20 protein-coding genes are annotated in these 26,657 nt (G+C 68.2%); 5 read left to right on the top strand and 15 right to left on the bottom strand.

The genetic code is table 11. The annotated features are described in order from the left end of the window. Positions 1-55 precede the first annotated feature (55 nt). Positions 56-1,438, top strand: a complete 1,383-nt coding sequence (locus tag AC07PR_RS17850) for a C13 family peptidase (protein ID WP_495136086.1) — start codon at positions 56-58, stop codon at positions 1,436-1,438. 54 nt (positions 1,439-1,492) lie between these two features. On the opposite strand, the gene AC07PR_RS17845 is transcribed toward AC07PR_RS17850, so the two are convergent. Beyond that, entirely contained in the window at positions 1,493-1,756 is a 264-nt protein-coding gene (locus AC07PR_RS17845; RefSeq protein WP_495136085.1) for a hypothetical protein, read from the bottom strand. Between the two features lie 598 nt (positions 1,757-2,354). Between AC07PR_RS17845 and fusA the strand changes: the two genes are divergently transcribed. Continuing rightward, complete coding sequence (gene fusA / locus AC07PR_RS17840; protein WP_495136084.1) at positions 2,355-4,397, top strand: elongation factor G; 2,043 nt, start codon at positions 2,355-2,357, stop codon at positions 4,395-4,397. A gap of 78 nt (positions 4,398-4,475) precedes the next feature. Here fusA and AC07PR_RS17835 read toward each other — a convergent pair whose 3' ends face one another. The 3 genes from AC07PR_RS17835 to AC07PR_RS17825 form a co-directional block, all read right to left on the bottom strand. Further along, positions 4,476-5,051 (bottom strand): cohesin domain-containing protein, encoded by a 576-nt coding sequence (locus AC07PR_RS17835; RefSeq protein WP_495136083.1) that lies wholly within the window; start codon positions 5,049-5,051, stop codon positions 4,476-4,478. An 8-nt stretch (positions 5,052-5,059) separates the two neighbouring features. After that, positions 5,060-7,681: a phosphocholine-specific phospholipase C gene (locus AC07PR_RS17830; protein ID WP_495136082.1), complete on the bottom strand. Its 2,622-nt coding sequence runs from the start codon at positions 7,679-7,681 to the stop codon at positions 5,060-5,062. A gap of 104 nt (positions 7,682-7,785) precedes the next feature. Continuing rightward, positions 7,786-8,886: a porin gene (locus AC07PR_RS17825; RefSeq protein WP_495136081.1), complete on the bottom strand. Its 1,101-nt coding sequence runs from the start codon at positions 8,884-8,886 to the stop codon at positions 7,786-7,788. Between the two features lie 524 nt (positions 8,887-9,410). On the opposite strand from AC07PR_RS17825, the gene AC07PR_RS17820 reads away from it, so the two are divergent. Both AC07PR_RS17820 and AC07PR_RS17815 read left to right on the top strand, forming a co-directional pair. Beyond that, positions 9,411-10,199, top strand: coding sequence for a GNAT family N-acetyltransferase (locus tag AC07PR_RS17820; protein ID WP_495136080.1), 789 nt, complete (start codon positions 9,411-9,413; stop codon positions 10,197-10,199). 124 nt (positions 10,200-10,323) lie between these two features. After that, on the top strand, positions 10,324-11,118 hold the full coding sequence (locus AC07PR_RS17815) for a phosphodiesterase (protein WP_495136079.1): 795 nt from the start codon (positions 10,324-10,326) through the stop codon (positions 11,116-11,118). An 18-nt stretch (positions 11,119-11,136) separates the two neighbouring features. Here the strand turns inward: AC07PR_RS17815 and AC07PR_RS17810 are convergent, their stop codons facing one another. The 11 genes from AC07PR_RS17810 to AC07PR_RS17760 all read right to left on the bottom strand — a co-directional run bounded on the left by AC07PR_RS17810 (position 11,137) and on the right by AC07PR_RS17760 (position 25,960). After that, the gene (locus AC07PR_RS17810) at positions 11,137-12,252 is read right to left on the bottom strand and encodes a hypothetical protein (RefSeq protein WP_495136078.1); all 1,116 of its coding nucleotides are present in this window, start codon (positions 12,250-12,252) and stop codon (positions 11,137-11,139) included. Positions 12,253-12,295: 43 nt separating this feature from the next. Beyond that, a complete protein-coding gene (locus AC07PR_RS17805) occupies positions 12,296-12,985 on the bottom strand; it encodes a putative signal transducing protein (RefSeq protein WP_495136077.1) in 690 nt (229 codons plus the stop codon). Positions 12,986-13,051: 66 nt separating this feature from the next. Beyond that, positions 13,052-14,587, bottom strand: a complete 1,536-nt coding sequence (locus AC07PR_RS17800) for a tryptophan halogenase family protein (protein ID WP_495136076.1) — start codon at positions 14,585-14,587, stop codon at positions 13,052-13,054. A 28-nt stretch (positions 14,588-14,615) separates the two neighbouring features. Beyond that, positions 14,616-15,644 (bottom strand): cupin-like domain-containing protein, encoded by a 1,029-nt coding sequence (locus tag AC07PR_RS17795; RefSeq protein WP_377160361.1) that lies wholly within the window; start codon positions 15,642-15,644, stop codon positions 14,616-14,618. Positions 15,645-15,666: 22 nt separating this feature from the next. Further along, the gene (locus tag AC07PR_RS17790; RefSeq protein ID WP_495136075.1) at positions 15,667-18,690 is read right to left on the bottom strand and encodes a TonB-dependent receptor; all 3,024 of its coding nucleotides are present in this window, start codon (positions 18,688-18,690) and stop codon (positions 15,667-15,669) included. A gap of 272 nt (positions 18,691-18,962) precedes the next feature. Beyond that, positions 18,963-20,051 (bottom strand): ABC transporter ATP-binding protein, encoded by a 1,089-nt coding sequence (locus AC07PR_RS17785; protein ID WP_483107779.1) that lies wholly within the window; start codon positions 20,049-20,051, stop codon positions 18,963-18,965. A 13-nt stretch (positions 20,052-20,064) separates the two neighbouring features. Further along, on the bottom strand, positions 20,065-21,486 hold the full coding sequence (locus tag AC07PR_RS17780; RefSeq protein ID WP_495136074.1) for a GH1 family beta-glucosidase: 1,422 nt from the start codon (positions 21,484-21,486) through the stop codon (positions 20,065-20,067). A 48-nt stretch (positions 21,487-21,534) separates the two neighbouring features. Then, the gene (locus tag AC07PR_RS17775) at positions 21,535-22,407 is read right to left on the bottom strand and encodes a carbohydrate ABC transporter permease (RefSeq protein WP_431100098.1); all 873 of its coding nucleotides are present in this window, start codon (positions 22,405-22,407) and stop codon (positions 21,535-21,537) included. A gap of 21 nt (positions 22,408-22,428) precedes the next feature. Next, positions 22,429-23,364, bottom strand: coding sequence for a carbohydrate ABC transporter permease (locus AC07PR_RS17770; RefSeq protein ID WP_483107777.1), 936 nt, complete (start codon positions 23,362-23,364; stop codon positions 22,429-22,431). A 15-nt stretch (positions 23,365-23,379) separates the two neighbouring features. Beyond that, complete coding sequence (locus AC07PR_RS17765; protein ID WP_495136073.1) at positions 23,380-24,663, bottom strand: extracellular solute-binding protein; 1,284 nt, start codon at positions 24,661-24,663, stop codon at positions 23,380-23,382. A gap of 274 nt (positions 24,664-24,937) precedes the next feature. After that, positions 24,938-25,960 carry a LacI family DNA-binding transcriptional regulator gene (locus AC07PR_RS17760; protein WP_483107775.1) on the bottom strand — a complete coding sequence of 341 codons (1,023 nt, stop codon included), beginning with the start codon at positions 25,958-25,960 and terminating at the stop codon, positions 24,938-24,940. A 244-nt stretch (positions 25,961-26,204) separates the two neighbouring features. Between AC07PR_RS17760 and AC07PR_RS17755 the strand changes: the two genes are divergently transcribed. Then, the gene (locus AC07PR_RS17755; RefSeq protein ID WP_495136072.1) at positions 26,205-26,555 is read left to right on the top strand and encodes a hypothetical protein; all 351 of its coding nucleotides are present in this window, start codon (positions 26,205-26,207) and stop codon (positions 26,553-26,555) included. The last annotated feature ends 102 nt before the right edge of the window (positions 26,556-26,657 follow it).

Here is a 26,657-nt window from a genome sequence, read left to right as displayed (position 1 = left end):
TTCGACTTCAATTCATGAAATTTATTCGATGGATATCAGTCATTCACAGCGGAGCATGACTCCGGGATTCGTCTGGCTCAGCGAAGCCGCGCGCGTGTTGACCTTCCGCGCGCCGCGCTGGGAGCGGCTCGACGGCGGGCCGTGGACGCTGGTCGTGCTGGTGCTGCTGTCGCTGGCGGTCGGGCTCGGCCTGCAGCGCGAGGCGATCGACGGCGCCGCCACCTTCGAGTGGCGCAGCATCTTCAAGAGCTGGAGTGCGACGGTCGTGTCGGTGTGGATCTGCTGGCTGCTGATCGCGTCGCCCAGGCGCCTCGAGCCGGGGCCCGCCAACGTCGGCACGCTGGTGTCGCTGCTCGTCGCCGTCACGGTGCTGCTGAACATCGCCGACGGTCTTGCCGCCAAGCTCGCGCCCGCGGTGTTCGGCCCGGCCGACGCCTGGCCCGATTGGGGCCGGTGGGTCGCGTGGCTGTTTCCGATGGTCTGGGAGGGCCTCGCGAGCCTGCGCCTGTGGTGGCGGCTCACGGCCTCCGGCATGGTGCGCGTGATCGCGCTGCTGCTCACGCCGCTGCCCATCGCGATCAGCGGCTGCCTCGATCCGATGTACTTCTGGTGGCCGGCCCGTTCCGCCGAAGCGCGCGAGGAGTACTCGGGCCTTTCGCTGAGCGAGGACGTCCTCGACACGCAGTCGCAGCTCATCGCCAACGCCCTGCGCGCGTTGCCGCCGTCTCAACCCGGCGTGGTGAATGTCTACGCTGCGACCTACGCGCCGTATGCGTCCGAAGACGTGTTCATGCATGAGAGCGCCGTCGTCGCGAAGACGATGAGCGAGCGCTTCGGCACGTCGGGACGCACCGTCGAGCTGGTGACGAACGCGAAGTCGCAGAACACGCTCCCGTGGGCGACGCGGCCAAACCTCCACAAGACCATCGCGCGCATCGGCGCCGTCATGGACCGCGAGAAGGACGTGCTGTTCCTGCATCTCACTTCGCACGGCGGACGCGACGGGCTGCTCGCCACCGACTCGTATCCGCTGGAGAGCGAGCCGATGACGCCCGCGCTGCTCAAGCAATGGCTCGACGAGGCGGGCGTCCGCTGGCGGGTGATCTCGATCTCGGCGTGTTTCTCCGGCAGCTGGATCGAGCCGCTGGCCGACGACGGCACCTTGGTAATGACGGCGGCCGACGCGACGCACACGTCCTATGGCTGCGGCTCGCGCTCGCCGCTGACCTTCTTCGGGCAGGCGATGTATGTCGACGCGCTGAAGGCAACGTGGTCCTTCCAGCAGGCGCATGCGCAGGCGCGCCAGCTGATCGAGGTCCGCGAGAAGGAAGCGGGGAAGACCGATGGCTATTCGAATCCGCAGATCCGCGAAGGCGCGGCGATCGGCGAGGTGCTGAAGCGGCTGGAGGCGCAGCAGAGCGCGCAGACGCGTCGTTGACGGCACCATGAAGAAGACCGCCCAAGGGCGGTCTTCCTTCTTCGCGTCGTCATGTCAGCGCAGGTAGTTGAACACCGTGATCATCACGGCCAGCATCCCGCTGCTACCGAAGACCGACGCCACGACGAAGCGCTGCAGGTCGGACATCCGTTGGATCAGGTCGCCCCGCAAGTCGGCCAGATCGGTCTTGGTGGCCATGTCCTTTGTCGCATCGCGAACTTCACTTCGCACGCCCTGTTGAATCGCCTCTGCCGCGGATCGCGCGTCGGCTTCAGACACACCGGCGCCCTTCAGCGCCTGGAAGATCGCGATTTCCATTCATCACCTCACTTTCAGCGAGTCATTGCGGAGAGAGAAATCTACGCCCGCAGGCCAGACTTGGCACTGACTGGTTCTGAGGTTTCTCGTCGCGATCCGACGCGAATGAGTAGTGGTCCTTCGCAGCAATGAGTGACTGCGGCTCGCGCTGTCGAGTGACCGCAACACCTGACCCTGAATCGGGTGCGGTCATCGCGGCGGCCCATTGCGCGGCCGCATCGATTCGCTCAAAATCACGTCCATCATGAAGACCTCCCAAGTGATCAAGGCGACTTTCGCCACCTGACGCGCCCTCCGATCGCATTCGGAAGGCGTGCGCGCCTTCCGGTCTTCCACAGAACCCCGGCAGGCCCAGCGCCCTCCGGGGTTTTCTGTTTTCCGAGTCCACCCATGCGCACCCGCACCTACGACAAGCTGATCGCGACGATTCCCGCCCGCCGGAGTCGCGTCCGCACGCGCCTGCGCCCAAGCCCACGCTTGCGCCCGCGCACCGCGCTGCACTCCGGCAGTCAGCCGCTTCTCTCTCGACGCTAGCCCCATCAGGTGAATCCGCCTGAGGGCCGCGTCTTGCCCTCAGATTTCGAAAGAAGGATTCACCATGAACCCGGTCCACAAGCCTCTGCGCAACCTCGGCGTCATCGCCCACGTCGACGCCGGCAAGACCACCACCACCGAACGCATCCTGTTCTACACGGGCGAGAGCCATCGCATCGGCGACGTCAACGACGGCACGACCCGCATGGACTTCGATCCGCAGGAGCGTCGCCGCGGCATCACGATCAACAGCGCCGCCGTGTCCGTCCAATGGAAGGGCACGCAGCTCAACCTGATCGACACGCCCGGGCACATCGACTTCAACATCGAGGTCAACCGCTCGCTGCGCGTGCTCGACGGCGCGGTCGTGGTGTTCGACGGCGTCGCCGGCGTGGAGCCGCAGACCGAGACCAACTGGCGTCTCGCGGACAAGTACCGCGTGCCGCGCATCGCCTTCATCAACAAGCTGGATCGCGTCGGCGCGGACTTCCTGCGCGTCGTGGCCATGATGGAGGACCGTCTCGGTGCGACCGTGCTGCCGCTGCAGCTGCCGATCGGCGCGGAGGGCGACTTCCGCGGCGTCGTGGACCTGATCGCGATGAAGGCGCTGGTCTGGGAACGCGACGACGCGACCGCGCCGTTCGTCGAATCGGACGTGCCCGCCGCGATGCTCGACCAGGCGCGCGCCCATCGCGCCCGCCTGATCGAGATCGTGGTCGAGCAGGACGATGCCGCGCTCGTCGCCTATCTGGACGGTCAGCCGATCGATGACGCCACGCTGCGCCGCTGCGTGCGACGCGGCGTGCTGTCGGGCGCGTTCGTGCCGGCGCTGGCGGGCTCGGCCTTCCGCAATCGTGGCGTGGAGCCCTTGCTGGACGCGGTCGTCGACTACCTGCCGGCACCGGAGGACATCCGCCGCGCCGACATCGACGACGCGGCGGGGTCGCCTTCCGATCCGGATGGCCCCTTCGCCGCGCTCGCCTTCAAGGTGGCGGCGGACGGTCACGGGACGATGGTCTTCGTGCGTGTCTATCGGGGACGTCTGCGCCGCGGCGATGCGGTGCTCGACGTCAACACCGGCCGCATGGAACGCGTCGGGCGGCTCTACGAGATCCACGCGGACGACCGCGTCGAGCGTGACGAGTTGCGCGCCGGCGACATCGCGGCGGTGATCGGCCTGAAGGAGACGCTGACTGGTCACACGCTGTGCGACCCGGCGAGTCCGCTGCATCTCGAGGAGATCAGCGTCCCCGAGCCGGTGATCGACGTGGCGATCGAGGCGAAGACGCGCGACGACGTGGCCCAGCTGTCGAAGGCGCTGCAATCGATGCTGCGCGAGGACCCGAGCCTGCGGATGCGGTTTGACGCCGAGACCGGGCAGACCATCCTCTCCGGCATGGGCGAGCTGCAGCTGGAGGTCTCGATCGAGAAGCTGCGCGCGCGTCATGGCGTCGAGGTGCAGGTCGGCCGACCGCAGGTGGCGTATCGCGAGACGCTCGGCCGGTCGGTGGACGTGCATCACGTCCACAAGAAGCAGAGCGGCGGCCCCGGGCAGTTCGCGGAGGTCGTGCTGCGCTTCGAGCCGCTGTCGCGCGGCGAGGGCGTGCGCTTCGAGAGCCGCATCGTCGGCGGCGCGATTCCCCGCGAGTTCATTCCCGCGGTGGAGGCGGGCATCCGGCGCGCGGCGCTCAGCGGCGTGATCGCGGGCTTCCCGTGCGTGGACTTCCAGGCCACGCTGCTCGACGGCGGCTTCCACGAGCGCGACTCGTCGGCGATGGCGTTCGAGCTCGCGGCGGCGAATGCGGCGCGCGAAGCCTTTGCGAAGGCCGATGCGCAGCTGCTGGAACCGGTGATGGCGGTGGAAGTCGTCACGCCGGCCGAGTCGCTCGGCGACTGCATCGGCGACCTGAATCGCCGGCGCGGTCTGGTGCGCGGCCAGGCGCTGCGTGGCACCGCGATCGTCGTCGACGCCCAGGTGCCGCTCAGCGAGATGTTCGGCTACATCGGCAGCCTGCGTGCGCTCTCGTCGGGACGCGCGTCGTTCTCGATGCAGTTCGAGCGTCACGAACTGGCGCCGCGGAAGGTCCGCGACGCCGTGGTCCAGTGATCGTCTGAAAGCGATGGTCTGACTGCCGCCTCATGAGGCGGCCCCAAGGAGCCCGCGACTGCGGGCTCCTTTTTTTCGTCAGTGCGACGTCTTGCGACGTCGCGTCGTGAACCCCAACGCGCCGAGACCCAGCGCCGCCAGCAGAGCGGAGGTCGGCTCCGGCACCGCAGACACCGCGAGATTGAGCGACGCGTTGAGCGGCTGCACATCGCTCCACAGGTAGCTGAGCCCGTGGTTCAGATTGCCCGCGTCAGTGATCAGGCTGATCTGCGCGAGACCGCCCTGCAGCGCGTCGAAGTGCAGCGTGCCGAGCAGCAGCGAACCCTGACCGCCGTTGGCGACGCCGGGGAAGCTCGATCCGCCGAAAGTGCCCGCGCCCAGCCACGGGCTGTCGTCGTCCCAGCCGGCGGCAGCGGTGAAGCTGCCGAAGGAGAGCTTCGTCGTGTCGTAGCTGAGGCGGAAGCCGAAGGACAGCAGTTCCTCATCGGAAGGCAGGCCGCCGAACGGATCGACGAGGCTGATGAGCAGGTCCACGCCTTCACCGACCTTCGCCGGACCGGCGGCGGTCAGCGAGACCGTGGCGGCATGAGCGGTCGTGGCGGCCAGCGAGGCGAGCGCCAGCGCAGCGGCGGCGAGCAGGGGCTTGAAGTTCATGAGGGTTCTCACAGGGTGCTGAAGAGCTGGTACCAGACGCGGTAGTCCGCTTGCGTGATGCACTTGTCGCCGTCCATGTCGGCCAGCGGCTCGAAGCGCGCATCGCCGGCGCAGCTGCCGATGGCGTTGCGCAGCGTGTCGCGGTCGGCGGCGGTGACGGCGCCGTCGGCGTTCACGTCGCCGTTCTTGCGGATGCGGACCGACAGGCGCGGCGCGGCTTCGCCGTAGCCGTCATTGAGGAACAGGCCGAAGAAGTAGTCCCCTTCCGGCTGACCGGCCAGTGAGAACACCTGCGATCCCGACGGGCTCGCCACGTAGTTCCACTTCAGCGAGCCGGGGCCGCCCGGCGTCATGCCGACGCGGTAGAGGCCGATCCAGTTCGTCGTGCTCGACGGCAGCCCGGTCCAGCTCAGCGACACGCCGCCGCCGATGCGCACGCGATCGACGTCGGCCTTGAACGTGGCCGTCGGCGTGCTCGGCGGCAGCACCGGCGGCGCGTTCCACGTGACCTGCGCGAGGCCGTTCAGCACCGGGTCGGTGAAGTCCAGGCCGGCGCCTTCGACGTGACCCGCCAGGCGGCGCAGGAAGGCGTTGTCGCCGTCGACGGTCACGACCAGGTCGTACCAGCCGTAGCTGGCCGTGACCGCGCGGACATGGTCGCGGCTCGAGCCGGCCGGCACATCGACCGTGACGACGGTCTTGTCACCGTAGGCGTTGTCGACGATGCGGAAGCGCATGGCCTGCGTGCTCGCGTTGCGCAGCGTCAGCGTGACGCTCGCGGTCGCGGGCTGTTCCTTCAGGCTGGTCGCGGCCAGACGGCCGATGCCGTCAAAGCTCATGCGGAACTCGCGCAGGAAGCCGTTGTCGCCGTGCACGGCGAGCTGCATCGGCGCGCTGCTCCAGTTCCAGACTTCCTGGTCGATGCGCTTGCCCGGCTCGACGGTGTAGTGCCACGGGCCGTCGGTGCGCAGCGTCGAATAGACGATGAACGCCGCCGTGACGCTGCCCTCGTTGGCGAAGCTCAGCGCGAACTGGCGCGCGTTGGTCGCGGCGATGCCGTCGACGGTCGAGCGGTACGGCAGCGGCGCCGCGCGGCGCGGGATGCCGCTGGCGGCCTTCTCCTGGCGCGGCAGGCTCTGGTTGGCCGGCGGCAGCGCGTCCTTCGTGCCCCAGCCCTTGAAGTACACGGCGTTGGCCGGCACGCTGGACGGGAACTCGGCGCCGCCGGACTTGAAGTCGAAGGCGCTGGTCATGTCGCCGCAGACCGCGCGGCGCCACGGCGAGATGCCGTTGCACTGCACGCTGCTGCGCGGGTGGCCGAGGGCCACGAGCCATTCCTCGGTGAAGCGGATCAGCGAGGTGTGGTCGAACAGCTGCGAGCAGACGCGGCCGCCCTTGCTCCACGGCGAGATCACCATCGTCGGCACGCGGGGGCCGAGGCCGATCGGCTGGCTGTTGGCGATCTCGCCCTGCGTGGCGTTGGTCATCGTCGTGCGGCCGCGGTCGGTGTTCAGCGGCGCCATCACCGACGGCATGTGGTCGAAGAAGCCGTCGTTCTCGTCATAAGTCAGGATCAGCGCGGTCCTGGACCAGACCTCGGGCGTCTGCACCAGTGCCTGCAGCAGGCGCGCGGTGAAGTTCTCACCGGCGTTGGGCGTGTCGTCGGGGTGCTCGCAGTACTCGGTCGGTGCGCAGATGTAGGACACGCGCGGCAGGTTGCCGCTGCGGACGTCGGCGGCGAACTGGTCGATCAGCCACTGGCCGGTCGTGCCCGGCGCGTTGGCCTGGGTCGATCCCGCGGCCAGCGCGCGGCCCTGGCGATACAGCGGCGAGGCGCTGGTCAGCTTCTGCCCGTTCGCGTCGGTGCGGAAATTCTTGAAGTACTGGAGGTAGTTGTCGCCGTAGTTGTCCCACTCCTGGTAGACCTTCCAGCTCACGCCGGCGGTCTCCAGGGTCTCGGCGTAGGTCAGCCACTCGTTGCCCTTGGCGGCGGCGTTGTCGTTGGCGATGTCGCCGTTGTAGGTGCCGTTGGTGACGTTGTAGAGCCGGGAATCGGAGATCCCGGTCACGACCGCGTTGCTGTGGCCGGTGAGGGCGTAGAAGCGGTTGGGATCGGTCGGTCCGAAGATCGAGCAGTGGTACGCGTCGCAGACGGTGAACGCGTCGGCGAGGGCGTAGTAGAAGGGCAAATCGCTGCGGTCGAAGTAGCCCATCGTGCGGGGCGACTTCTTCGACACCCAGACGTTCCAGTCCTTCCAGGTGGCCTCGGTGCCCTTCCAGCTGTGGTCCAGGCCGACGCGCAGCGCGTTGGTGTTGCGGATGTCGAAGTGGTAGGGCAGGACCTGCGAGCCCAGGGCGGTGCCGGGCTGCATCCACACGGGCTGGCCGGAGGGCAGGGCGATGGGGCGCGGATCGCTGTAGCCGCGCACGCCGGCCAGCGTGCCGAAGTAGTGGTCGAAGGAGCGGTTCTCCTGCATCAGGATGACCACGTGCTCCACGTCGGCGAGGGTGCCGGTGGCGTTGTTGGCCGGCGTGGCGAGCGCCTTGCGGAGGGTCTGCGCGAACGAATGGCTGCTGGCCATGCCGGCGACCGCGGCGGTCAGGAAGGACCGGCGGGATGTCGTGCTCATGAAGCTTCACCTGGGAGGTCGTGAAGCGCGTGATTTTTTTCGCGGAGGAAGTCAGCAGCGTGAAGGGATGAAGTAGCGCGTGCGATGGGGGGCGCACGTTGACGTCAGAAGCTGTGCCGCAGGCCGGCCTCGCACCCCTTCGAGTCGCCGCCCGCGGGCAGACCCGGAGGGCCGCCGGGAACCACCGCGGCCGCCCGACCCTTGTTGCTGATCCAGGACGCGGTGGTGTAGAGGGCCGTGCGCTTGGAGAGGCTGTGCACATAGCCCATGGCGAGCTGGGTCGACGCGTTGCCGTCGATGCTCGTCGCGCCGACCCGCCCGTCGAACTTCGCCCGGTTGATCGAGAACTTGAGCTCGCCGGCCACGCCCAGCGGGACGACGGCGCCCAGCAGCATGAGCAGCTGCTTGGCATCGGCGTACTTGAACACGCGCAGCGCGCCGGAGAACTTCGCCCCGGCGAGGCTGACGGTGCCGCCGATGCCTGAGTCCTTCAGCTTTCCGGCCGTCGTCAGGTCATTCTCGATCTGCGCATGCGCCACGGAGATCTCGAAGGTCGGTGCCGTGTAGCCCAGGCGGGCGCTCGTCAGCTTGTGCTGTGCATTGGCCGAGAGACCGCCTTCGCCCGCCGCCACCATGACGACGCCCTCCACGCCGCCGAGCTCGCCAGGCAACACGTATTGCACCGCGTTGCTGGATCGGACGGTGGGGGCGAGTCCGGTGCCGAACGCCGACCGCACAGGCCCCACCGCGGTGGTGTTGATGAAGTTGCCGGCGCTGGCGGCGCCCGTGTATCCGAACGGGTCGAACCGCGCCCAGTTGGTGAAGTTGGGTGTGTAGTCGCGGCCGAGGCGAACTTCACCGAGCCGCTTGTCGGCGATGGCGACAATCGCGCGGCGGTCCCAGAACTGCGACGCGGACGCCTGCGTCCCCGAATCGACGAGCACGCCGTGCTCCAGGTTGAAGGAGGCCGTGAGGCCCCCGCCCAGGTCTTCGACGCCGCGTACGCCCAGGCGGCTGGTCATGCCGCTGCCGCTCACGAGCGACTTGATCGAGCCGACGGCGTCGTTGTGGACGTAGCGCATGGCGGAGTCGAGGATCCCGTAGAGCGTGACGGTGCCCTGCGCGTGCGCCGGTGTCGCGATCAGGGGCAGCGTGGCGGCGAAGGCACCCAGGAAGGGGACCAGGGAGGACGGTGGCTTCTGCATGATGCTCTTTCTCCAATGCGCCGTGGCGCTCACGATCGTTGACGGGTTGAGGACTCGGACAACTGGGACCAGGCATGGCTCCGCCCATGGCGGAGGCATCCGCCATACGCTGGGTCGGTCAAGGGAGGGCTGGCGGAGCGCGAGTGGGACACGAGGCCCGCGGCCTCGATGACCTGGCCCAGGTCATCGATCCGGCGGTGTGGAACCGTGCCAGCCCTTCAGGCGTGGAAGTCGAGGGCTCAGCGCCGGTGGCGTCGAAGCGATCCGGGGCAGCGAGGCTTCTGCGGTCGGGCCGGAGCGGGCGTGTCAGGCGCGCCGAGGCTGATCGTGATCGCCGCGGCCAAGGCGCTGCCGGCCCAGCGTTCGATCTGAAGCTGCTGCATGTTTGTCTCCAACGTTTTCTTATCGTGGGGCGTACTCTAGGGAGCGCTGAGCTACTCGGGAATTCGAAAGATAAGATCAACCTATCTGGAATGCCGATCAATCCCGCCACTGAGCCAGCGACTCCTCACGCCGTTGACGCCATGTCCGCAGTCTCCGACCTGCTCGCCGCTTACGACGCGCAACTCCGCTCGGAGGCCGAGACGCCGAGCGCGATTGCGGTCGCGCTGTCGGGGCCGCTGCGGCTGGTGACCTTCGCGCGTGGGCGCGGCTTCGTGACCTACCGGGATCTCGGCGGCGCCGATGCGACGGAGATCCGGCGACTCGTCGGAGCCGCGCTGCGGCACTACCAGGCCGATCCGGCCATCACGCACGTCGAATGGAAGTCGCGGGGGCATGACCTGGCACCGGGGCTGCATGAGGCGCTCATCGAGCACGGTTTCGAGCCCGATCCGCCGGAGTCGATCATGGTCGGCGAGGCGCGGCTGCTGGTCGCCGACGTGCCCTTGCCCGCGGGGGTGACGATCCGCACCATCCGCGAACCGCGGGAGGTCGCGCGCATGTGCGCGATGCAGGCCGAGGTCTTCGGCGACCTCGATCCGGAGCCGATGACCCTGTCGCTGCTGGAACGGCTGACGCGCAACGACGGCATGTCCTTGTGGATCGCCGAAGCCGACGGCGAGCTCATCACCGCCGGGCGCCTGGAGCCCGTCGCGGGCACGGCCTTCGCCGGCATCTGGGGCGGCGCCACGCGCCCGGCCTGGCGCGGGCGAGGCGTCTATCGCGCGCTGACGGCCGCGCGTGCGCGCGCCGCGCTGGCGCTGGGGAAGACGCTGATCCACAGCGATTCCACCGACTTCTCGCGACCCATCCTCGAGGCCTCAGGTCTGGTGAAGGTGTCGACGACGACGCCGTACAACTGGGAGCGGTAGGCGCTGGCCGGCGTACGCCATCCGGCTTATTTCATCGAGGTGACAGTCCGTTCAACATGCGCTCCACGGCACGGCCTCGGGGTGCATGTGCCGTGCCTTGGCCTCACCCCTGGCGGAATCTCCCATGCTCATCGGGCACCTTTCCGATCCTCACGTCCGCCCGCGCGGCCAGCTCTACCAGGGCGTCGTCGATTCGAATCAGGCGTTGCGTGAGGCGATCGACCATCTGCTGCGCATGGACCGCCAGCCGGATTTGATCCTCGTCACCGGTGATCTGGTCGACGAGGGACGGCCCGACGAATACGAGGTCGCTCGTGAGCTGCTCGACACGCTCGGCCTGCCGTATCTGGTGATTCCGGGGAATCACGACCATCGCGAGCAGTTCCGCGCCGCGTTCGCCGATCTCGGCTATCTGCCCGGCGAAGGGCCGTTGCACTACTGCATGGACGACTATCCCGTCCGCATCATCGGTCTCGACTCCTGCGTCCCTGGCGCGCATCACGGCCATATCGACGAGGCAGGACTGCGGTGGTTGACGGAGACCCTCGCGAGCGATCGATCCAAGCCCACCCTCGTCATGCTGCACCACCCGCCTTTCGCCTGCGGGATTCCCTACATGGACGAGTACCGCTACCTCGACCCGGGTCCGTTGGCGTCCGTGCTGGATCGATGCGCGAATGTCGAGCTCGTCCTCTGCGGTCACGTTCATCGCCCGATGCTGCGGCGCTGGGCCGGCACCGTGGTGTGCACCTGCCCCAGCACCGTGACCGAGATCGACCTGCAACTGCATCCTGCGGCCGCGCCCAGCAGTCATGCAGGTCCGCGCGGCGTGATGCTTCACCTGTGGGAGCCGAACCTCGGCATGGTCAGCCACTTGTCGCAGATCGGCGCATTCGCCGGGCCCTATCCCTTCGCGTGACGACCGGCCGCGCCTCGATCAGACACCCGGAATTTCCCGCCGTCGCAGGATGACGTGCGACAGCGCGAGGGCGACGCCGGTGGAGGCGAGGAAGCCGGGCGTCGTCCAATCGACCGGGGACGCGTCCCCGAGTCCACAGGCGCCGAGGAGGACGCCCGCTCCGAAGAAGGAGGTCACGGAAAACAGCAGCAGTGGCCTGAGCCTCGCAATGAAGGCGACGGTGCCGCCGGCACCCAGGCGCTGGTCGATGAGGCTCGCGAGCCACGGCGACATGAACGGGGACCGCTTCGTCCAGAAGGACCCGACGCCGATGACCAGCACGGGCATCACCAGCATGAACAGCCGCATCTCCGGCGGTATCGGCATCGGCGTCGGCAACGAGCAGAACAAGCGATCTGGTCCGCTCGTGAGGCTCAGTACGTTGAGCCCGATGAAGGCGATCCAGAGGCCGATGATCAGCGCGGTCGACTTCCAGTCGGAGCCAGTGACGGCGCCAGGAGCGGTCGTCGATCCGCGCGGCACCGGCACCGGCATCGGCGCCGCCACGGGCGGCGGATCTCCCTGCAGCAGATCCCGTCGCCGGAGCGCGATGAACCGCCAGGTCACCAGGCCGCCGAAGGAGAGGACGGCCCAGATGCGAGCGAAGAAGCCGAAGCTCCGTTGCTGGAGCCGGTCGTATTCCGCCTCCGTGATCTCACGCGCCTCCCCGCGATTGATGCGTTCGAAGTAGCGGTCGCCGCTGGCGTGCCATTGACGACTGGTCACGGCACTGCCGTCCGGCGCCTGCCCCAGACCCCACCAGGGTGATGGCCCCCAGTTCGGGACCGCGACGGCGGCGGACACCAGCGCAAGGACCAGCACCCAGGGTGCAAGAAGCTCACCCAGCCGTGGCGAGACGCGCCCCGCGGGTGCGGCTCCCAGACGGCGCGCCGCCCATCCGCTCGCGCCGACCACGATCATGACCGCGATGTGGTTCCACATCAGGAACACGACCAGGTGTGCCCACTCGGGCACCGCGCTGGCAATGATCGCGATCAGGCTGACGACCAGCAGGACGGCTGACAGGCCCATCATCCGACGGGCGCGGCGCAGTTGTTTCTCGGTGGTGGGTTTCTGTTCCTGAGGGGCGGTCATGCGCTTTCAATCCTGGTCGTGGAACGGGGTCGGAGTGACATGCTCACCGCAGCGTCTGCAGCACCGCCCCCAAGACCAGCGCAGCGATCGCCGCGGCCACCGCCGGGACCAGGAGCCGCTTCTTCGGATAGTGGCTGCCATACGTCTTGATCAAGGCACGGCTCTGCTTCTGCCCCGCGATGACGTACCAGATGACGTTGACGGCACAGAGCAGGAGGCTGGCCTCGAAGACCACGAACGGTCCGTCGGCGTTCTCATGCAGCGCATAGATCCCGACGAGCGAGAGGGCGCTCAGCAGGATGAAGCTGAGCCATGCGTCGGCGCTGAGCCGTCCATCCCGGATGGCCCGGGCGTTCGCGAGCTGGATCCCCGCGCCGAATGCCGGCGTCAGCAGGAAACCGAGCAGCACGGCGCGGTCCGGACTGAACAGCGGGACCGCCAACGGGATCGTCGCAGGCGCGGCGCTCTCTTCGCCTTCGAGCTGGAACGCGCCAGCGTCGAACTCGGCAATCGCTTCCCGCGCCGCGGGGGCCTGCGAACCAGGGACCAGCACCCGGACGCCACCGACCGCGTGCGCGATCAACGAGTAGCTCTGGACCATCTGGTCGTCCGCCACATGCGGCGTGAGGCCGGCGGCCTCGAGCACACCCCTCAGCAGATGCGCTTCGGTCGGCGTGGTCCGCGTCGCGACGCAGACGAAGTCATCGGATGTCGGCTCGTTGTGTTCTGGCATGGATCCTCCCAGCCGCGAAGCTTAAATCGCTTTGCGGCCGGGGCGACCCGTCTGGATGCATGGCGATCACACAGGCACCGCCGCCCTCGGCGCGACCGCCGCCGGCGCATACCGCGTCACATACTGCTGATGCCCCGGCATCTGCGCCACGGTCTTGTCGATGCGCGCGGTGATACCGCCGAGGAAGCCGGCGAGCTCGCGATCCCCCATCAGGTCCGCCGACGGATGATGCTGCTCCGGCACCAGCCCCTGGCCGAGCATCACCTGCACCCACGAGTTCTCGGTGAACAGCTCGTTGGGCACGCGGAACACGCGCCCCGTCTCGCGGAACAGGTCCAGCCGGTGCTGCAGCGAGGCCGGCACCGGCATCTCCCGCATGGCCTGCCACATCGGTGAATCCGTCCGCTGCTGCACGTGGTAATGCAGCACGATGAAGTCGCGGATGTGCTCCAGCTCGTAGCGCATCTGCGCGTTGTACTCGTCGATGTCGGACTGGCGGATCCCGTCCTTCGGGAACATCTGCAGCAGCCGGATCGCCGTGCGCTGGATCAGGTGGATGCTGGTCGATTCCAGCGGCTCCAGGAAACCGCTCGACAAGCCCGCGCCGACGCAATTGCGCTTCCACACCACCTCGCGCTGGCCCGGCTTGAAGCGGATCACGCGATGCGGCGTCAGCACCTCGCCGGCGATGTTGCCGAGCAGCGCGGCGCGCGCCGTCTCGTCGTCGGTGTAGCGGCTGCTGAAGACCACGCCGTTGCCGACGCGATGCTGCAGCGGGATCTGCCACTGCCAGCCCCACGGATGCGCAATGGCGCGCGTGTACGGCACGGCGTCGCGCACCGACGCCGTCTGCAGCGCGATCGCGCTGTCGCAGGGCAGCCAGTGTGACCAGTCCTCGTAGCCGACCCCCAGCGCCTGGCCCAGCAGCACCGAGCGCATCCCCGTGCAGTCGACGAAGAGGTCGCCCTCGATCTCCGTCCCGTCCTGCAGCTTCAGCGAGCGGATGTCGCCGTCGGGCTGCATCAGCACCTCGGCGATCTTGCCCTCGAGGCGCTTCACGCCGTAGCCCTCGCTGAACCGGCGCAGGAACTGGCCGTACAGCGTCGCGTCCAGGTGGTACGCGTAGTTGATGCCCTCGTCGGGCAGGTGCGCGAACTTGTTCTCCTTCGCCGCGCGCAGCTCCAGGCAGTAGTCGCCGTAGTCCGACGCGAGGCCGCGCTCGCGGCCCTTCAGCCAGAAGTGCTGGAAGCCCGCCGTCCAGTGGTCGACGCCGGTGCTGCCGAACGCGTGGATGTAGCTGGCGCCCAGGTCGCGCCATCCTTCGAACTGGATGCCCAGCTTGATCGTCGCCTGCGTCGCGGCCATGAACTCGCGCTCGTCGAGCCCGAGCAGCTGGTGGAAGGTCAGCATCGTCGGGATCGTCGCCTCGCCGACGCCCACGGTGCCGATCTCGTCGGACTCGACCAGCCGGATGTCCAGCTGCTTGCCCAGGTGCTTGGAAATGCAGGCCGCCATCATCCAGCCTGCGGTGCCGCCGCCGGCGATGACGACGCGCTTCACCGGACGGCGCGGGGTGGGGGGCTCTGGCGAGGTGAAGGTCATGGCGTCTCCTCCATGGGGGTGGGGGTGTTCAGCGTTGCTTGAGCCGCTGAATCAGATGTCCGCGCAGGTGGCCGGCGCCTTCCGCCGTCAGCGGGGCGAGCGCATGCCGCGCGTGCTCGGGGATGTGGGCCGCCGTGTCGGCGTCCGCGTTGAACACGTAGTGATCGAAGATCCCGCGCCACGCCGCGCGTTGCGGCGCGGGCAGGTCGCGCATCGACAGCAGCGCCTGCATCAGCGCGAACAGCGGCGGGTCCATGTGCGCCGGCGACTGCCGCCACCAGTAGTTGATCAGGACGTTGAACGCATCGAGCGCCTCGACCTGATGCCACCACATGCTCGGGATGTAGAGCGCGTCGCCGGGACCGAGTTCGGCGACCTGCGCCTGCTCCAGCGCCTGCGCGAAGCGCGGGAATCGCTCGAAGTCCGGGTGCTTCAGATCGACCAGGCTCACCGGCTGACCGGCGGGCGTGAAGTCGATCGGCCCGACGTAGAGATTGGCCAGCTGCTCCGGCGGGAACAGCGTGAAGCGCCGATGCCCCGCCGCGACGCAGGCGATGTTGTCCGGCAGGTCGTAGTGCGGCGCGATGCGGCTGCGATTGCCGAGCCACACGCTGGCCAGCGCGTCCTGCGCCGTGCCTTCGCCGGTCGCCAGCGGTGAGAGATCCAGGTCGTTCGCGGCCCGGAAGCCCGGCAGGCAGGTGTCCACCGTCGTCGAGCCGACGTAGTAGCAGGGCGGACGTTCGACGTCGGCCAGCTTGAGCAGCTCCTCCATCAGCGCCGGCAGCGGCGCGTCGGCACGACCGAAGTTCATGCCGGTGAGGTCGTCGTTGTAGAAGATGCGGCCGTCGATCTCCGGCGGCCCCGTCATGATGGCCACCGGCGCGCCGCGCCAGCAGCCGTGCAGGTAGTCGACCGCCGCGCGGTCGGAGCGCCGCGCCTCCCGCACCATCGGCCAATGCGACACGAGGCCGCGCAGCACCACCGGCTGCGCGGCCTCGAGCAGGTTCGACGGAAGCCGACCCGGGACCAGGTCCTTGATTTCCAGGATCGGCTTCATGCGGGCAGGGGCCCTCGCGGGCTCAGAACTTGTAGCGGAGTCCCAGCATATAGCGGCGACCTGTCTGCGTGACCGAGTAGACCTCCTCCGTCGTCCGACCGTGCTGGCGCAGGATCGAATCGCCGACGTTGATCACCTCGGCCTGCAGGCTCAGCTTCTCGCTGAAGTTGTAGCCCAGGCTGATGTCCACCTGCGAGTACGGCTCCGTGAAGATCGGCGCCGAGCGGCCCAGCTGGTTGCCGTCGTTGACCGCGGCCAGGAACTTGTCGCGCCAGTTGTAGGCCACGCGCACGCTGAACCTCGCGTCCTCGTAGAAGCCCACCAGGTTGGCGGAGTCGCTCAGGCCCACCAGCGCGTACTGCTGCGCGAAGCTCGAGTTGTCGTACTTCAGTCCCGACTTGACCTTCGTGTAGTTGGCCGCGACGCCGAAGCCCGAGTTCCCGAACGCGTGCTGCACGTTCAGCTCGAAGCCCTTCAGGCTGTTGGACTGCGTGTTGGCCGGCACCGTGATCTGGAAGTTGGCGATCGGATCGCCCGGCTGCCCGACGATCGTCCCCAGCGCATGCCCGTTGCTGTCGCCGGTCTTGGTCACGCCCGGCTGGCCGTTGTAGCGGTTGAGGATGTAGTCGCGGATGCAGGTGATGTCGCTGCCGCAACCGCCGGTGGTCGACGCCTCGTTGTAGTACGCGCCGCCGATCGGCGTGTGCAGGTTGAACGGGGTCGCGTTCTCCAGCGTCGAGCCGATGTAGTTGCTGATGTTCTTGCGGAACACACCCGCCGCCACGTAGCTCGACCGGGCGTAGTAGTACTCCAGCGAGAAGTCGAAGTTCTTCGACTTCAGCGGCTTCAGCCCCGGGTTGCCCTGCGAGCCGGTACCGCCGCTCAGGCGCGCCAGGTCGTTCAGCGTCTGCCCGCCCTGGATGGCGTCCCAGCCCGGACGGCCGATGGTCGTGCCGAAGCTGGCGCGCAGCTTCAGCTTGTCGGTGAGGTCGGCCTCCCAGTCGATGTTGGGCAGCCAGTAGCTGTACTTGCCGTCCAGCGTCGTGAAGCCCGGATCGCCCTTCAGCACCGTCAGCTCGTTGTTGGAGCCCCAGGTGATGCCCGTGGCGATCGGCACGAGCGCGCTGGAGGTGACCTTGGTCTTCTCGTAGCGCATGCCGACCGTGGCGCTCATCGGCACGCCCAGTTCCCACTCGCGGGTGTACTCGGCGTAGGCGCTGCTGGACTTCTCCGTCGTGCGGCGGTCGGTCGAGAAGACGTTGGACGCGAGGTACTTCGACGGATCGCTCCAGGACTTCGCCGCCAGGTCGCGGATGGTGCCGAAGTCGAAGGTGTAGAACTGCGTGAACAGGCGCGGGTCGCCGACGCCGCCGATCTTGCCGAAGAAGTCGCGCAGGTCCTGCGGGATCCACACGTTGTCCGGATAGTTGGCCGGGCCGTTGGCCACGCCGCCCCAGTTGTCCAGCTGGACGTTGGAGTAGGCCGAGCGGTTCTTCGCCTTGGTCAGGCCGACGCCGAAGTCCAGCTTCGATTCGTCGGAGATGTTCCAGCTGCCGCGAATCTGCTGCTGGTCGACTTCCGCCTTCATGTAGCTGTTGCGGAAGGACGAGCCCGTCACCTGCTGCAGCGCCGCGTTGCGCGTCGTCGTCGGCATCATCAGGATCGGCAGGTCCTGGCTGAAGTCGACGCCGGTCTGGCCGCGGTTGAAGCTGGCCGTGCCGATCACGTTGTTGCTGCCCCAGGGGCTGTCGGCGCCCGACTTGGCGGTGGACTTGTGCGCGTCGAATTCGAAGCGCAGCTTGTCGGTCGCCTTCCAGTCGAGGTTGAAGCCCAGCGACTTGTTGTCGTTCTTGGTGGCGAAGTCCGCGCCGCCCATGGACAGGTCGGCGTCGCCGCCCGCGATCAGCTCGGTGTAGTTGAGCGGGCCGGACACCGGGCCGCCGGTCCACGAGCTCGACGACGGGCCGAAGCTGAACCACGCCGACAGGTCGTTGCGGCGCGTGTGCACCTTGTTCTGCGAGGCCGTGTAGTCCAGCGTCGTCGTCAGCGACTTGGTCGGCGCGAACTGGAAGGTCACCTGCCCGTTCGTGCGCTCACGGCGGATGCCGTTCATGTTGTAGTTGACGTTCTGCGGCAGCGAGTAGACGTCATTGGGACCGGGACGGTTGGTGATGCGCTCCGACCCCGGCGCGCCCGGCAGCGGGATCGCGCCGTTGCCCGTCTCGTCGCCCTTGAACGGCAGCCAGCCGTTGGGCACGCCGGCGCTGTTGTAGCCGGCGTCGCGCTTCTGGTAGCTGCCGGAGACGGACACGCCGAACATGCCCTCGCCGAAGGTCGTGCTGTAGATGCCCGACACCTCGGGCGTCACGCTGTCGCCCTTGATGTTGTCCGGCAGGCGCGAGTTGCCGCCGTCATGCACGGCCTTGACGCCGATGCTGGCGATGGTCTTCTTCGTGTCCAGCGGACGGGCGGTCTTGATGTTGATCGTCGCGCCGATGCCGCCGGTCGGGGCGCTGGCGCGGCTGGTCTTGTAGACCTCCAGCGCGGCGATCGATTCCGTGGCCAGGTTGGCGAAGTCGAAGGCGCGCGAGTTCGACGGACCCGTGTCCGCCAGCGTCGACGCCGGCATCTGGCGGCCGTTGAGCAGCACCAGGTTGAAGTCGGGGCCGACGCCGCGCACGGTGACCTTGGAGCCTTCGCCCATCGAGCGGTCGATCGACACGCCCGAGATGCGCTGCATCGATTCGGCCAGGTTGGTGTCGGGGAACTTGCCGATGTCCTCCGCGACGATGCCGTCGACCACGCCGCGCTGCTGGCGCTTGAGGTTCAGCGAGGTGTCCAGCGACTGCCGGATGCCGGTGACGACGACGGTGTCGATCGTCGCGTCGGCCTTGCGCTGCGCCTCGGAGGCGGCCGCCTCGGGCGCCGCCGGCGCCTGCTGCGCATGGGCCGCGGCGGCGATGAACAACAGGGCGCAGGCGGCCGCCACGGGCTGGCGCCGCGGTCCGCGGACCTGCCGCAGTCGGGTGGGGTGGACGTGCTTCATCTTGTCTCCTTGTTATCTCTCAGTCTTGACCATGACCCCCATGCGATGGCGGGCCCGATTGTCTGCAGGGCAAGCTGGATCCGTGTATTCGGCGGTAACTTTGAAAGCGCTTTCAGAATTTATCTGCTTCAGCCACGGGACCTCTACTGACTTTCCCTAGCGAGGGGTTCGCGCCACACGGGCGCGGGGGTACTGCGGGGATCGGGGCCGGCCTCCGCGCAGGGAGGCGGGCCGGGGCAGTCCCGCATCGGGACTGCCGGGAGCGTGGCGGCTCAGGCCGCGGCCGGCACCGGAACGCGCGGCTCGAGGGCCCGCGCCTCGGCGTCGAAAGCCAGTGCGTGGTCGGCGGTGGCGATCAGGCGGACGGTGTCGCCGTCATGCAGCGACGCCGCGCCCGCGGGGAGCTTGGCGGTGAGCAGGTCGGCGATGCCGTCGACGCGCAGGTGCAGGATCGAGGTGTCGCCCAGGTGCTCGGCGAGCACGACGGTCGCGGGCACGGCGCCCTCGTCGTTGCTTGTCCCCAGAAGCAGGTGCTCGGGCCGCAGCCCCAGGCGCTGCGCCGCGGGTCGCGACGCGCCGCCGAGCGAATCCCACAGGCGTCGTGCCGCGCCGGGCGCGTTGGCCGTCGGGCGTTCGATGAAGTTGATCTTCGGCGCGCCGAGGAAGCCGGCGACGAACTCGTTGGCCGGACGGCGGTAAAGGTCCATCGGCGCGCCGAGCTGCTCGATGCGGCCCTTGTTGAACACGGCGATGCGGTCGCCCATCGTCATCGCCTCGACTTGGTCGTGGGTGACGTAGATCATGGTCGTGCCGAGCTGCTGGTGCAGCCGCGTCAGCTCGATGCGCATGTCCACGCGCAGCGCGGCGTCGAGGTTGGACAAGGGCTCGTCGAACAGGAAGACCTTGGGCTTGCGCACGATCGCGCGGCCGATGGCCACGCGCTGGCGCTGGCCGCCGGACAGCTGCTTGGGCGTGCGCTGCAGCAGGTCGGTGATGCGCAGGATCTCGGCGGTGCGGCGCACCTGCTCGTCGCGCTCGGCGCGGCCGACGCCGGCCATCTTCAGCGCGAAGCCCATGTTCTCCGCGACCGTCATGTGCGGGTAGAGCGCATAGCTCTGGAACACCATCGCCGCGCCGCGGTCGGCGGGGCGCAGGTCATTGGCGCGGTTCCCGTCGATCAGCAGGTCGCCGGCGCTGATGTCTTCCAGGCCCGCGATCATGCGCAGCGTCGTGCTCTTGCCGCAGCCCGACGGGCCGACGAAGACCATGAACTCGCCGTCCCGGACGTCGAGATCGATGCCCTGGATCACCTCGTGATCACCGTAGCGCTTGCGGATGCCGCGCAGCGTGACTTGTCCCATGACGGTCTCCCGATCAGCCCTGGCGCGCGGCGCGCCGTTGCAAAACAAAATCGCGGTAGGCGAGCGCGCTGTCCTTCGGGGTGCGCTGCTGCGTCGCGTAGTCGACGTGCACGATGCCGAATCGTTTCGCGTAGCCGGACGCCCATTCGAAGTTGTCCAGCAGGCTCCACACCATGTAGCCGCCCATCGGCACGCCCTGCGCGATCGCGTCGCCGACGGCGGCGATGTGCGTGTCGAGGTAGCGGGTGCGGTCGGCGTCATGCACCTGGCCGTCGACGCCGACCGGATCGGGGAAGGCGCCGCCGTTCTCCGTCACGTACAGGCGCCGGGCGCCGGGGTAGTCGCGCTTGATCGACACCAGCAGGTCGGTCAGCCCCTGCGGATAGACCTCCCAGCCCATGTCGGTCAGCTCCAGGCCGCTGGTCTTGCTGTCGACCGGACCGGCCGCGCTGATCAGACCGCGCGAGTAGTAGTTGATGCCCACGAAGTCGATGGGCACCTGGATCTTTGCCATGTCGCCGGCCTCGATGTAAGGCGCGTCGTGGCCGAGGTGGTCCAGCACGTCCTGCGGATACCGGCCCTCGAAGAGCGGGTCCATGTACCAGCGGCGCAGCTTGCCGTCTTCCAGTCGGGCCGCGATCCGGTCCGCGTCCGACTCGGTGGCCGGGTACATCGGCGCCATGTTCAGCACGATGCCGAGCGCGGCCTTCACGTTGAGGGCTCGCATCGCGGTGACCGCGAGGCCGTGACTGAGCAGCAGGTGATGCGAGACCTGCGCGGCGATCTTGCGGTCCTTCAGGCCGGGCGCGAAGACGCCGGACTCATGGCCCAGCTGCGCGACGACCCAGGGCTCGTTGTGCGTGGCGATGGAGACGACCTTGTCGCCGAGCCGCTTCGCGATGCCGACGGCGTACTCGACGAAACGCTCGACGGTGACGCGGTTGCCCCAGCCGCCGATGTCCTGCAGCGCCTGCGGCAGGTCCCAGTGGTTGAGCGTCAGGTAGGGCTTCATGCCGCGGGCGAGCAGGCCGTCGACGAGCTTCTCGTAGAACGCGAGGCCGGCCTCGTTCCAGTCGCCTTGCCCGGTGGGCATCACGCGCGGCCAGGACACCGAGAAGCGGTAGGCATCGACGCCCAGGCGCTGGATCAGGTCCAGGTCCTCTTCCCAGCGCGTGTAGTGCTCGCAGGCGACGTCGCCGTTGCTGCCGTCGGCGATCACGCCGGGCTGGCGGCAGAAGGTGTCCCAGATCGACGGCCCCTTGCCGTCGGCGTCGTGCGCGCCCTCGATCTGGAAGGCGCTCGTGGCGACGCCCCAGACGAAGTCGGCGGGGAAGTCCTTGGCGGCGGCCGTCGGCAGCGCGGACGAGGCGGCGGTCGGCACTGCAGTCGACCCTGCGGTCGATGCGGCGGACGAGACGGGAGTGGCAGATGACATCGATGCAGGCTTTGTGATGCGTTGGAGGAGAGGCGCAGGCGTCGGGCGTCACTTCACCGCGCCGACGGTCAGGCCCGAGATGAGCTGCCGCGAGCACAGGACGAAGAGCACGATCAACGGCAGCGTCGCGATGGCGGATCCGGCCATCAGCGCGCCCCATTCGGTGTCCACCGGGCTCTGCAGCGATCGCAGCGCCAGCGGCAGCGTGTACATGTCGGGCGAGCGCATGACGACCAGCGGCCCGATGAAGTTGTTCCAGGAGGAGATGAAGGTGATCAGCCCCAGCGTGCCCAGCGCCGGCTTGAGCAGCGGCAGCACGATGCGGGCGTAGATGCCCAGCTCCCCGCAGCCGTCCATGCGCGCGGCCTCGACCAGCTCGCGCGGCACGGCGGAGCCGATGAACTGGCGCATCAGGAAGATGCCGAAGGCGCTGGCCGCGCCGGGGATGTAGAGCGCGCGCGGCTGATCGATCCAGCCGAGCAGGTCCATGATCATGAAGCTCGGGATCATGTTCATGAAGCTGGGCAGCAGCATCGTGCCCATGACCAGCCCGAAGAGCGCCTTCTTGAAGCGGAACTCGTACATCGCGAAGGCGTAGCCGCCCATCGAGCAGAACAGCAGCGTCAGGCCGGTGTTGCAGATGCCCACGTACAGGCTCAGGCCCAGGTTGCGCCAGAAGGGCAGGCGCTTGGTGAGGATGTCGACGTTGGCGAGGAAGTCGTCGCCGAACCACATCGGCGGCGGCAGGCTGAAGATCTCGGTGCGCGAGTGCGTCGCGAAGACGAACATGAAATAGAACGGCGCCAGCATGATCAGCGCGCCGGCGCCCACCAGCAGGTAGGCGGCCCAGGCGGTCATGCGCGGCGGCTGCGCGGCGTGGGGCGCGGCGGCGTCGAGGGGGGCGTGCATCGTGGTGCTCATGGCGTTTGCTCCGGTCGGCCCTCAGTCGTCCTTGCGCCGGAACGCACGGTTGGTGAGCCACGTCAGCGCCGCCACGACGAGGAACAGCAACCACGACATCGCGCTGGCGGCGCCGAAGTCGTTGAAGTCGAACGCGTTGCGGTAGAGGTAGACGGCCGCACTCATGCCGGCCTGGTCGGAGCCGCCCTTGCCGCCGGTGAGGATGAAGGGCTCCTCGAACAGCTGCAGCCCGCCGATGACGCTCAGCGTCACGCCGAAGAAGATCATCGGCCGCAGGCTGGGCAGCGTGATGTGGAAGAACTGCTGCAGGCGGCTGGCGCCGTCCATGGTCGCGGCCTCGTAGAGATCGGGCGGGATGGTCTGCAGCGCGGCCAGGTAGAGCACGACGTTGAAGCCGACGTAGCGCCAGAACACGATCATCGAGATCGCGGGCTTGAGCGCGTCGGGGTCGTTGAGCCAGTCGACGGCGGCCTGCGGCACCAGATGGCCGAGCAGCGGGACCTCGCGCAGCGTCGCGATGGCGAGGTTGATCAGGCCGTAGTCGGTCGAGAACAACGAGCTGAACAGGATCGCGATCGCGACCGACGAGGTGATGTACGGCAGGAAGTACGCGCCGACCATCGGGTTGCGCCAGCGCTTGAAGGCCAGGTGCAGGAAGGTGGCGAGCGGGATCGCGACCAGATGCTGCGGCACGCCCGAGGCGATCGCGAGCCAGCCGGTGTTGCGCAGCGACTTCCAGAACCATTCGTCCTGCAGCGCGAAGGCGAAGTTGTCGAGACCGACCCAGTGCATCGCGCCCAGGCCGCTGGTCGGTTCCCAGCTGTGGAATGCGAGGTACAGCGAGAACAGCAGCGGGAACAGCCCGAAGACCACGAACAGCAGCAGGAACGGCGCCAGCAGCGCGTAGGGCGCGTAGCGGGGCGAGAGGCGCAGGGTTTGTGGAAGGCGGAAGCTCATCGTCGTCGTTCCGGGTCAGCGGTGCGCGCGCAGTTGCAGCAGGCGCTGCGCGTCGGCCAGGGCGGTCGGGATGTCCTTGCCGCGGTCGAGCACCTTGTCGAGTTCGGTGTCGATCACTTCCTTGGCGAAGTTGTCCTGCTTGTGCACGGGGAAGGCGCGGATGTGGTCGGCGGCCTCGCGCCAGTCGCGGCGGGCCCGCTGGCCGCCGAGGAAGGGCAGCGGCAGGTCGTAGAAGGGATCGGTCTGTGCGTCGATCAGCGCGGGGAAGGCGTCCTGGGCCTTGAAGGCCGCGAGCTGCTGCGTGCGGTTCATCGTCATGAAGCGGATGAACTCGTAGGCCATCGGCTTGCGGGCCGCGTCGCCGTGGCGCGCGATGGCGAAGAAGGTGCCGCCGTAGGCCGCGAAGGCGCCCTCGGGCAGTTGCGCCGAGCGCCACTTGCCGCGGGTGCTGGGCGCGAGCCACGTGTTCAGGTGACCGGCCAGCCAGGCGCCGGACATCTGCGTGGCGATGCCGCCGCGCTTGAAGCCTTCGGACCAGTCGGAGGACCAGGCGATGACCTTGGCGTCGAGCTGCTGGCGGCGCACGGCGCGGGCGAGCTCGAAGGCGCGGACGAAGCGCGGCGTGTTCACCAGCGGGCGCGAGTCCTTGTCGAAGAACAGGCCCTCGCCGGGCTCCAGGCCGGTGCGGATCAGGATGTCCTTCATGTCGCGGGCATGGGCCATCAGGTAGGCGCCGGTCGCGGCCTTGATCTTCACGCCGGCGGCGACGTAACCTTCCCAGCTCGTGGTCAGGTCGGACTCCTTGAGCCCGGCCTTGGCCAGCAGGTCGGTGCGGTAGAGCAAGGCGCCCGGGCCGATGTCCGTGGGGACCGCGAGCACCGCGCCCTTGGGCGTCGTCGCCTGGTCGAAGGCATAGGCGACGAAGCGCGCCTTGTCGCGGTTCAGGTCGTAGGGCGGGCCGGAGAGGTCCTCGAGGCCGGTGCCCTGCGCGAAGCGGCCGAGGTAGCCGATCTCCAGCGCCATCACGTCCGGCAGACCCTTGGCGGTCGACAGCGCCGTCGTCATCGCGGTGTGGTGGTCGTTGAGCTCGCGGCTCACGATCTTCACCTCGACGTCGGGATGCAGCTCCCTCCAGGCGGGAAGCGCGCTGCGGACGATCTCGTCGATGGCGGGGAAGGCGGCGACGGTCAGCGTGGTCGTGGTCGTCGTGGACGTCGCCGTCGTCGCGGGCGCAACGGGCGAGGACGTCTGCGCGGCAACGCCTGACCCCGCCTGGGCCACGCCCAAGGTCAAAGCCAATGCCGATAGCCACCGGGCCCACTGCCGCATGCTGTCCGTCTCCGAGTTCGTTCTGTTTATGAAAGCGCTTTCATGATATCCAACGAGACAGCGTGACCGTACCAGGGTTATCGCTAGGGAGGGGCCTTGACTGCCTGGGACAGAGCGTTGGCCGCCATTGCATGGGGCCGCAGCCGGCAAGCGGCTGAACCCCAAGCAATGCCGTCCCCCATCACTGCCGTCCTTCGACCGTTTTGCCACCGAGGACTGCGGGGAGGCGGGGAAGGCTCTGGCGTCAGAGGGAGCGGGTGGACGATCGGATGATCAGCCGCGGCTCGGGGAGCTGGGCGGTGGGGTTCTTGTTGCCGAGCAGATCGAGCAGCGCCTGGGCGGCGCAGCGGCCGAGCTCAAGCCCGGCCTGGTGGATCGTGGTGAGCGGCGGGATGCAGTGCGCGGCGCCGGCCAGATCGTCGAAGCCGACGATGGAGACGTCCTCGGGCACGCGCAGGCCGCGGCGGTACAGCGCCAGCGACGCGCCGAACGCCATCTGGTCGTTGGCCGCGAAGATCGCGGTGAAGGGCTCGCGGCTGTCGATCAGGCGTTCGACCGCCATCACGCCGCTGTCTTCGTGGAAGAGACCCGGCAGCACCAGCGCCGGCTTGTATTTCACGCCGGCCGCTTCGAGCGCGGCGCGGTAGCCCTTCAGGCGTTCCTGCGCATCGGGGTGGACCGGGTCGCCGGTGATGAACGCGATCTTGCGGTGGCCCTGCGTCAGCAGGTGATGCGTGGCGAGGCGCGCGCCCTCGAAGTCGTTGAAGTTCAGGGAGTACAGGCTGGTCGCCTTCAGCGTCCGGCCGGTGACGACGACTGGAAGCTCCTTCGCGAGCTTGCGCAGCGACTCGTCGCTGAGCCGGCCGGTGAGCACGATGATCCCGTCGACGCGGCGCGCGCGCAGCGTGTCGATGCAGCGCTGCTCTTCCTTGGCGTTCCAGTGGCCGCTGGCGAAGAGGGGCACGTAGCCGGCGGCGTCGAGGACTTCCTCGATGCCCCGCAGCGCGACGCCGTAGTACGGGCTGTCGATGGCCTGCGTCACCACGCCCACGCTCAGCGAGCGTCCGCCGGCCAGCACGCGGGCGATCGGGTTCGGAACGAAGCCGAGGTCCGCGATCGCGCGGTCGACGGCGTCCTTCTTTTCCTGGCTGACGACGGCGGTGCCGTTGAGGATGCGCGAGACGGTGCTCGGCGAGACCCCGCTGACTTCGGCAACCATGCCCAGCGTCACCTTGGCGGGCGTGCGGGCGGACTTGGTGCTCTTCATGAGGGGGATCGCGTTGTCGGTGGGCGCGGGCGAGTGTAAGGGACGGTTGCAGGACGTTGGCAAGCGGGACGGTGACCGGGTGATGTCAGGGGCGAAGGCCGGTGCCTTGGTGGGGGCACGGATTGATAAGGCGGCGTGAAGACGGTAACGTCGCGCCCCGGCGCATGGCGGGAGCCCTGCGGACACGACCTCGACAACGGGGCGATGTCGAAAAACATAAGAGATTCACTGAGGGAGTGGAACCATGAAGAAGCTGGCAAGGCTGATGGCCTTCGTCATGGCAGCGGTGCTGCCGGTGCAGGTGTTCGCGGCGTTCGAGTGCGATGCGAAGGTCCAGCGACTGATCGTCTATTCCAACGGTGATGTCAATCTCTGGCACTCCGCCCGGAATCAATACACCGTGGTCTGCAACCTGAACGGGACCCACAAAGGGGTGTCGACGACGACCTGCGCGATGTGGACGGCCATGCTGCAGTCGGCGAAGAAGCGCGACGTGATGATGAACTTCTATTACGGCGAGGCGACGGGCAACTGCGCAACCCTGCCGCTCTATGGCGAGGCGCCGGTTCCGGGTTACATCGGCGAGATCCAGTAAGACGGATCGCGGTTCCGGCGGGCGGCTGCGATTCGACAACTGAAGAGCGCCCGCTGGAACGCGCTCACGAGGGAAGACACCAATGATTCGATTCAGAAGCAT

Source organism: Roseateles sp. GW821-FHT09H11 (genome assembly GCF_059415845.1).
This window is presented reverse-complemented; position numbering and strand designations above follow the sequence as displayed.

Coding starts and splice junctions, on each gene's coding strand:
- AC07PR_RS17850 (WP_495136086.1), top strand. CDS start 56: ATGACTCCGGGATTCGTCTGGCTCAGCGAAGCCGCGCGCGTGTTGACC.
- AC07PR_RS17845 (WP_495136085.1), bottom strand. CDS start 1,756: ATGGAAATCGCGATCTTCCAGGCGCTGAAGGGCGCCGGTGTGTCTGAA.
- fusA (WP_495136084.1), top strand. CDS start 2,355: ATGAACCCGGTCCACAAGCCTCTGCGCAACCTCGGCGTCATCGCCCAC.
- AC07PR_RS17835 (WP_495136083.1), bottom strand. CDS start 5,051: ATGAACTTCAAGCCCCTGCTCGCCGCCGCTGCGCTGGCGCTCGCCTCG.
- AC07PR_RS17830 (WP_495136082.1), bottom strand. CDS start 7,681: ATGAGCACGACATCCCGCCGGTCCTTCCTGACCGCCGCGGTCGCCGGC.
- AC07PR_RS17825 (WP_495136081.1), bottom strand. CDS start 8,886: ATGCAGAAGCCACCGTCCTCCCTGGTCCCCTTCCTGGGTGCCTTCGCC.
- AC07PR_RS17820 (WP_495136080.1), top strand. CDS start 9,411: ATGTCCGCAGTCTCCGACCTGCTCGCCGCTTACGACGCGCAACTCCGC.
- AC07PR_RS17815 (WP_495136079.1), top strand. CDS start 10,324: ATGCTCATCGGGCACCTTTCCGATCCTCACGTCCGCCCGCGCGGCCAG.
- AC07PR_RS17810 (WP_495136078.1), bottom strand. CDS start 12,252: ATGACCGCCCCTCAGGAACAGAAACCCACCACCGAGAAACAACTGCGC.
- AC07PR_RS17805 (WP_495136077.1), bottom strand. CDS start 12,985: ATGCCAGAACACAACGAGCCGACATCCGATGACTTCGTCTGCGTCGCG.
- AC07PR_RS17800 (WP_495136076.1), bottom strand. CDS start 14,587: ATGACCTTCACCTCGCCAGAGCCCCCCACCCCGCGCCGTCCGGTGAAG.
- AC07PR_RS17795 (WP_377160361.1), bottom strand. CDS start 15,644: ATGAAGCCGATCCTGGAAATCAAGGACCTGGTCCCGGGTCGGCTTCCG.
- AC07PR_RS17790 (WP_495136075.1), bottom strand. CDS start 18,690: ATGAAGCACGTCCACCCCACCCGACTGCGGCAGGTCCGCGGACCGCGG.
- AC07PR_RS17785 (WP_483107779.1), bottom strand. CDS start 20,051: ATGGGACAAGTCACGCTGCGCGGCATCCGCAAGCGCTACGGTGATCAC.
- AC07PR_RS17780 (WP_495136074.1), bottom strand. CDS start 21,486: ATGTCATCTGCCACTCCCGTCTCGTCCGCCGCATCGACCGCAGGGTCG.
- AC07PR_RS17775 (WP_431100098.1), bottom strand. CDS start 22,407: ATGAGCACCACGATGCACGCCCCCCTCGACGCCGCCGCGCCCCACGCC.
- AC07PR_RS17770 (WP_483107777.1), bottom strand. CDS start 23,364: ATGAGCTTCCGCCTTCCACAAACCCTGCGCCTCTCGCCCCGCTACGCG.
- AC07PR_RS17760 (WP_483107775.1), bottom strand. CDS start 25,960: ATGAAGAGCACCAAGTCCGCCCGCACGCCCGCCAAGGTGACGCTGGGC.
- AC07PR_RS17755 (WP_495136072.1), top strand. CDS start 26,205: ATGAAGAAGCTGGCAAGGCTGATGGCCTTCGTCATGGCAGCGGTGCTG.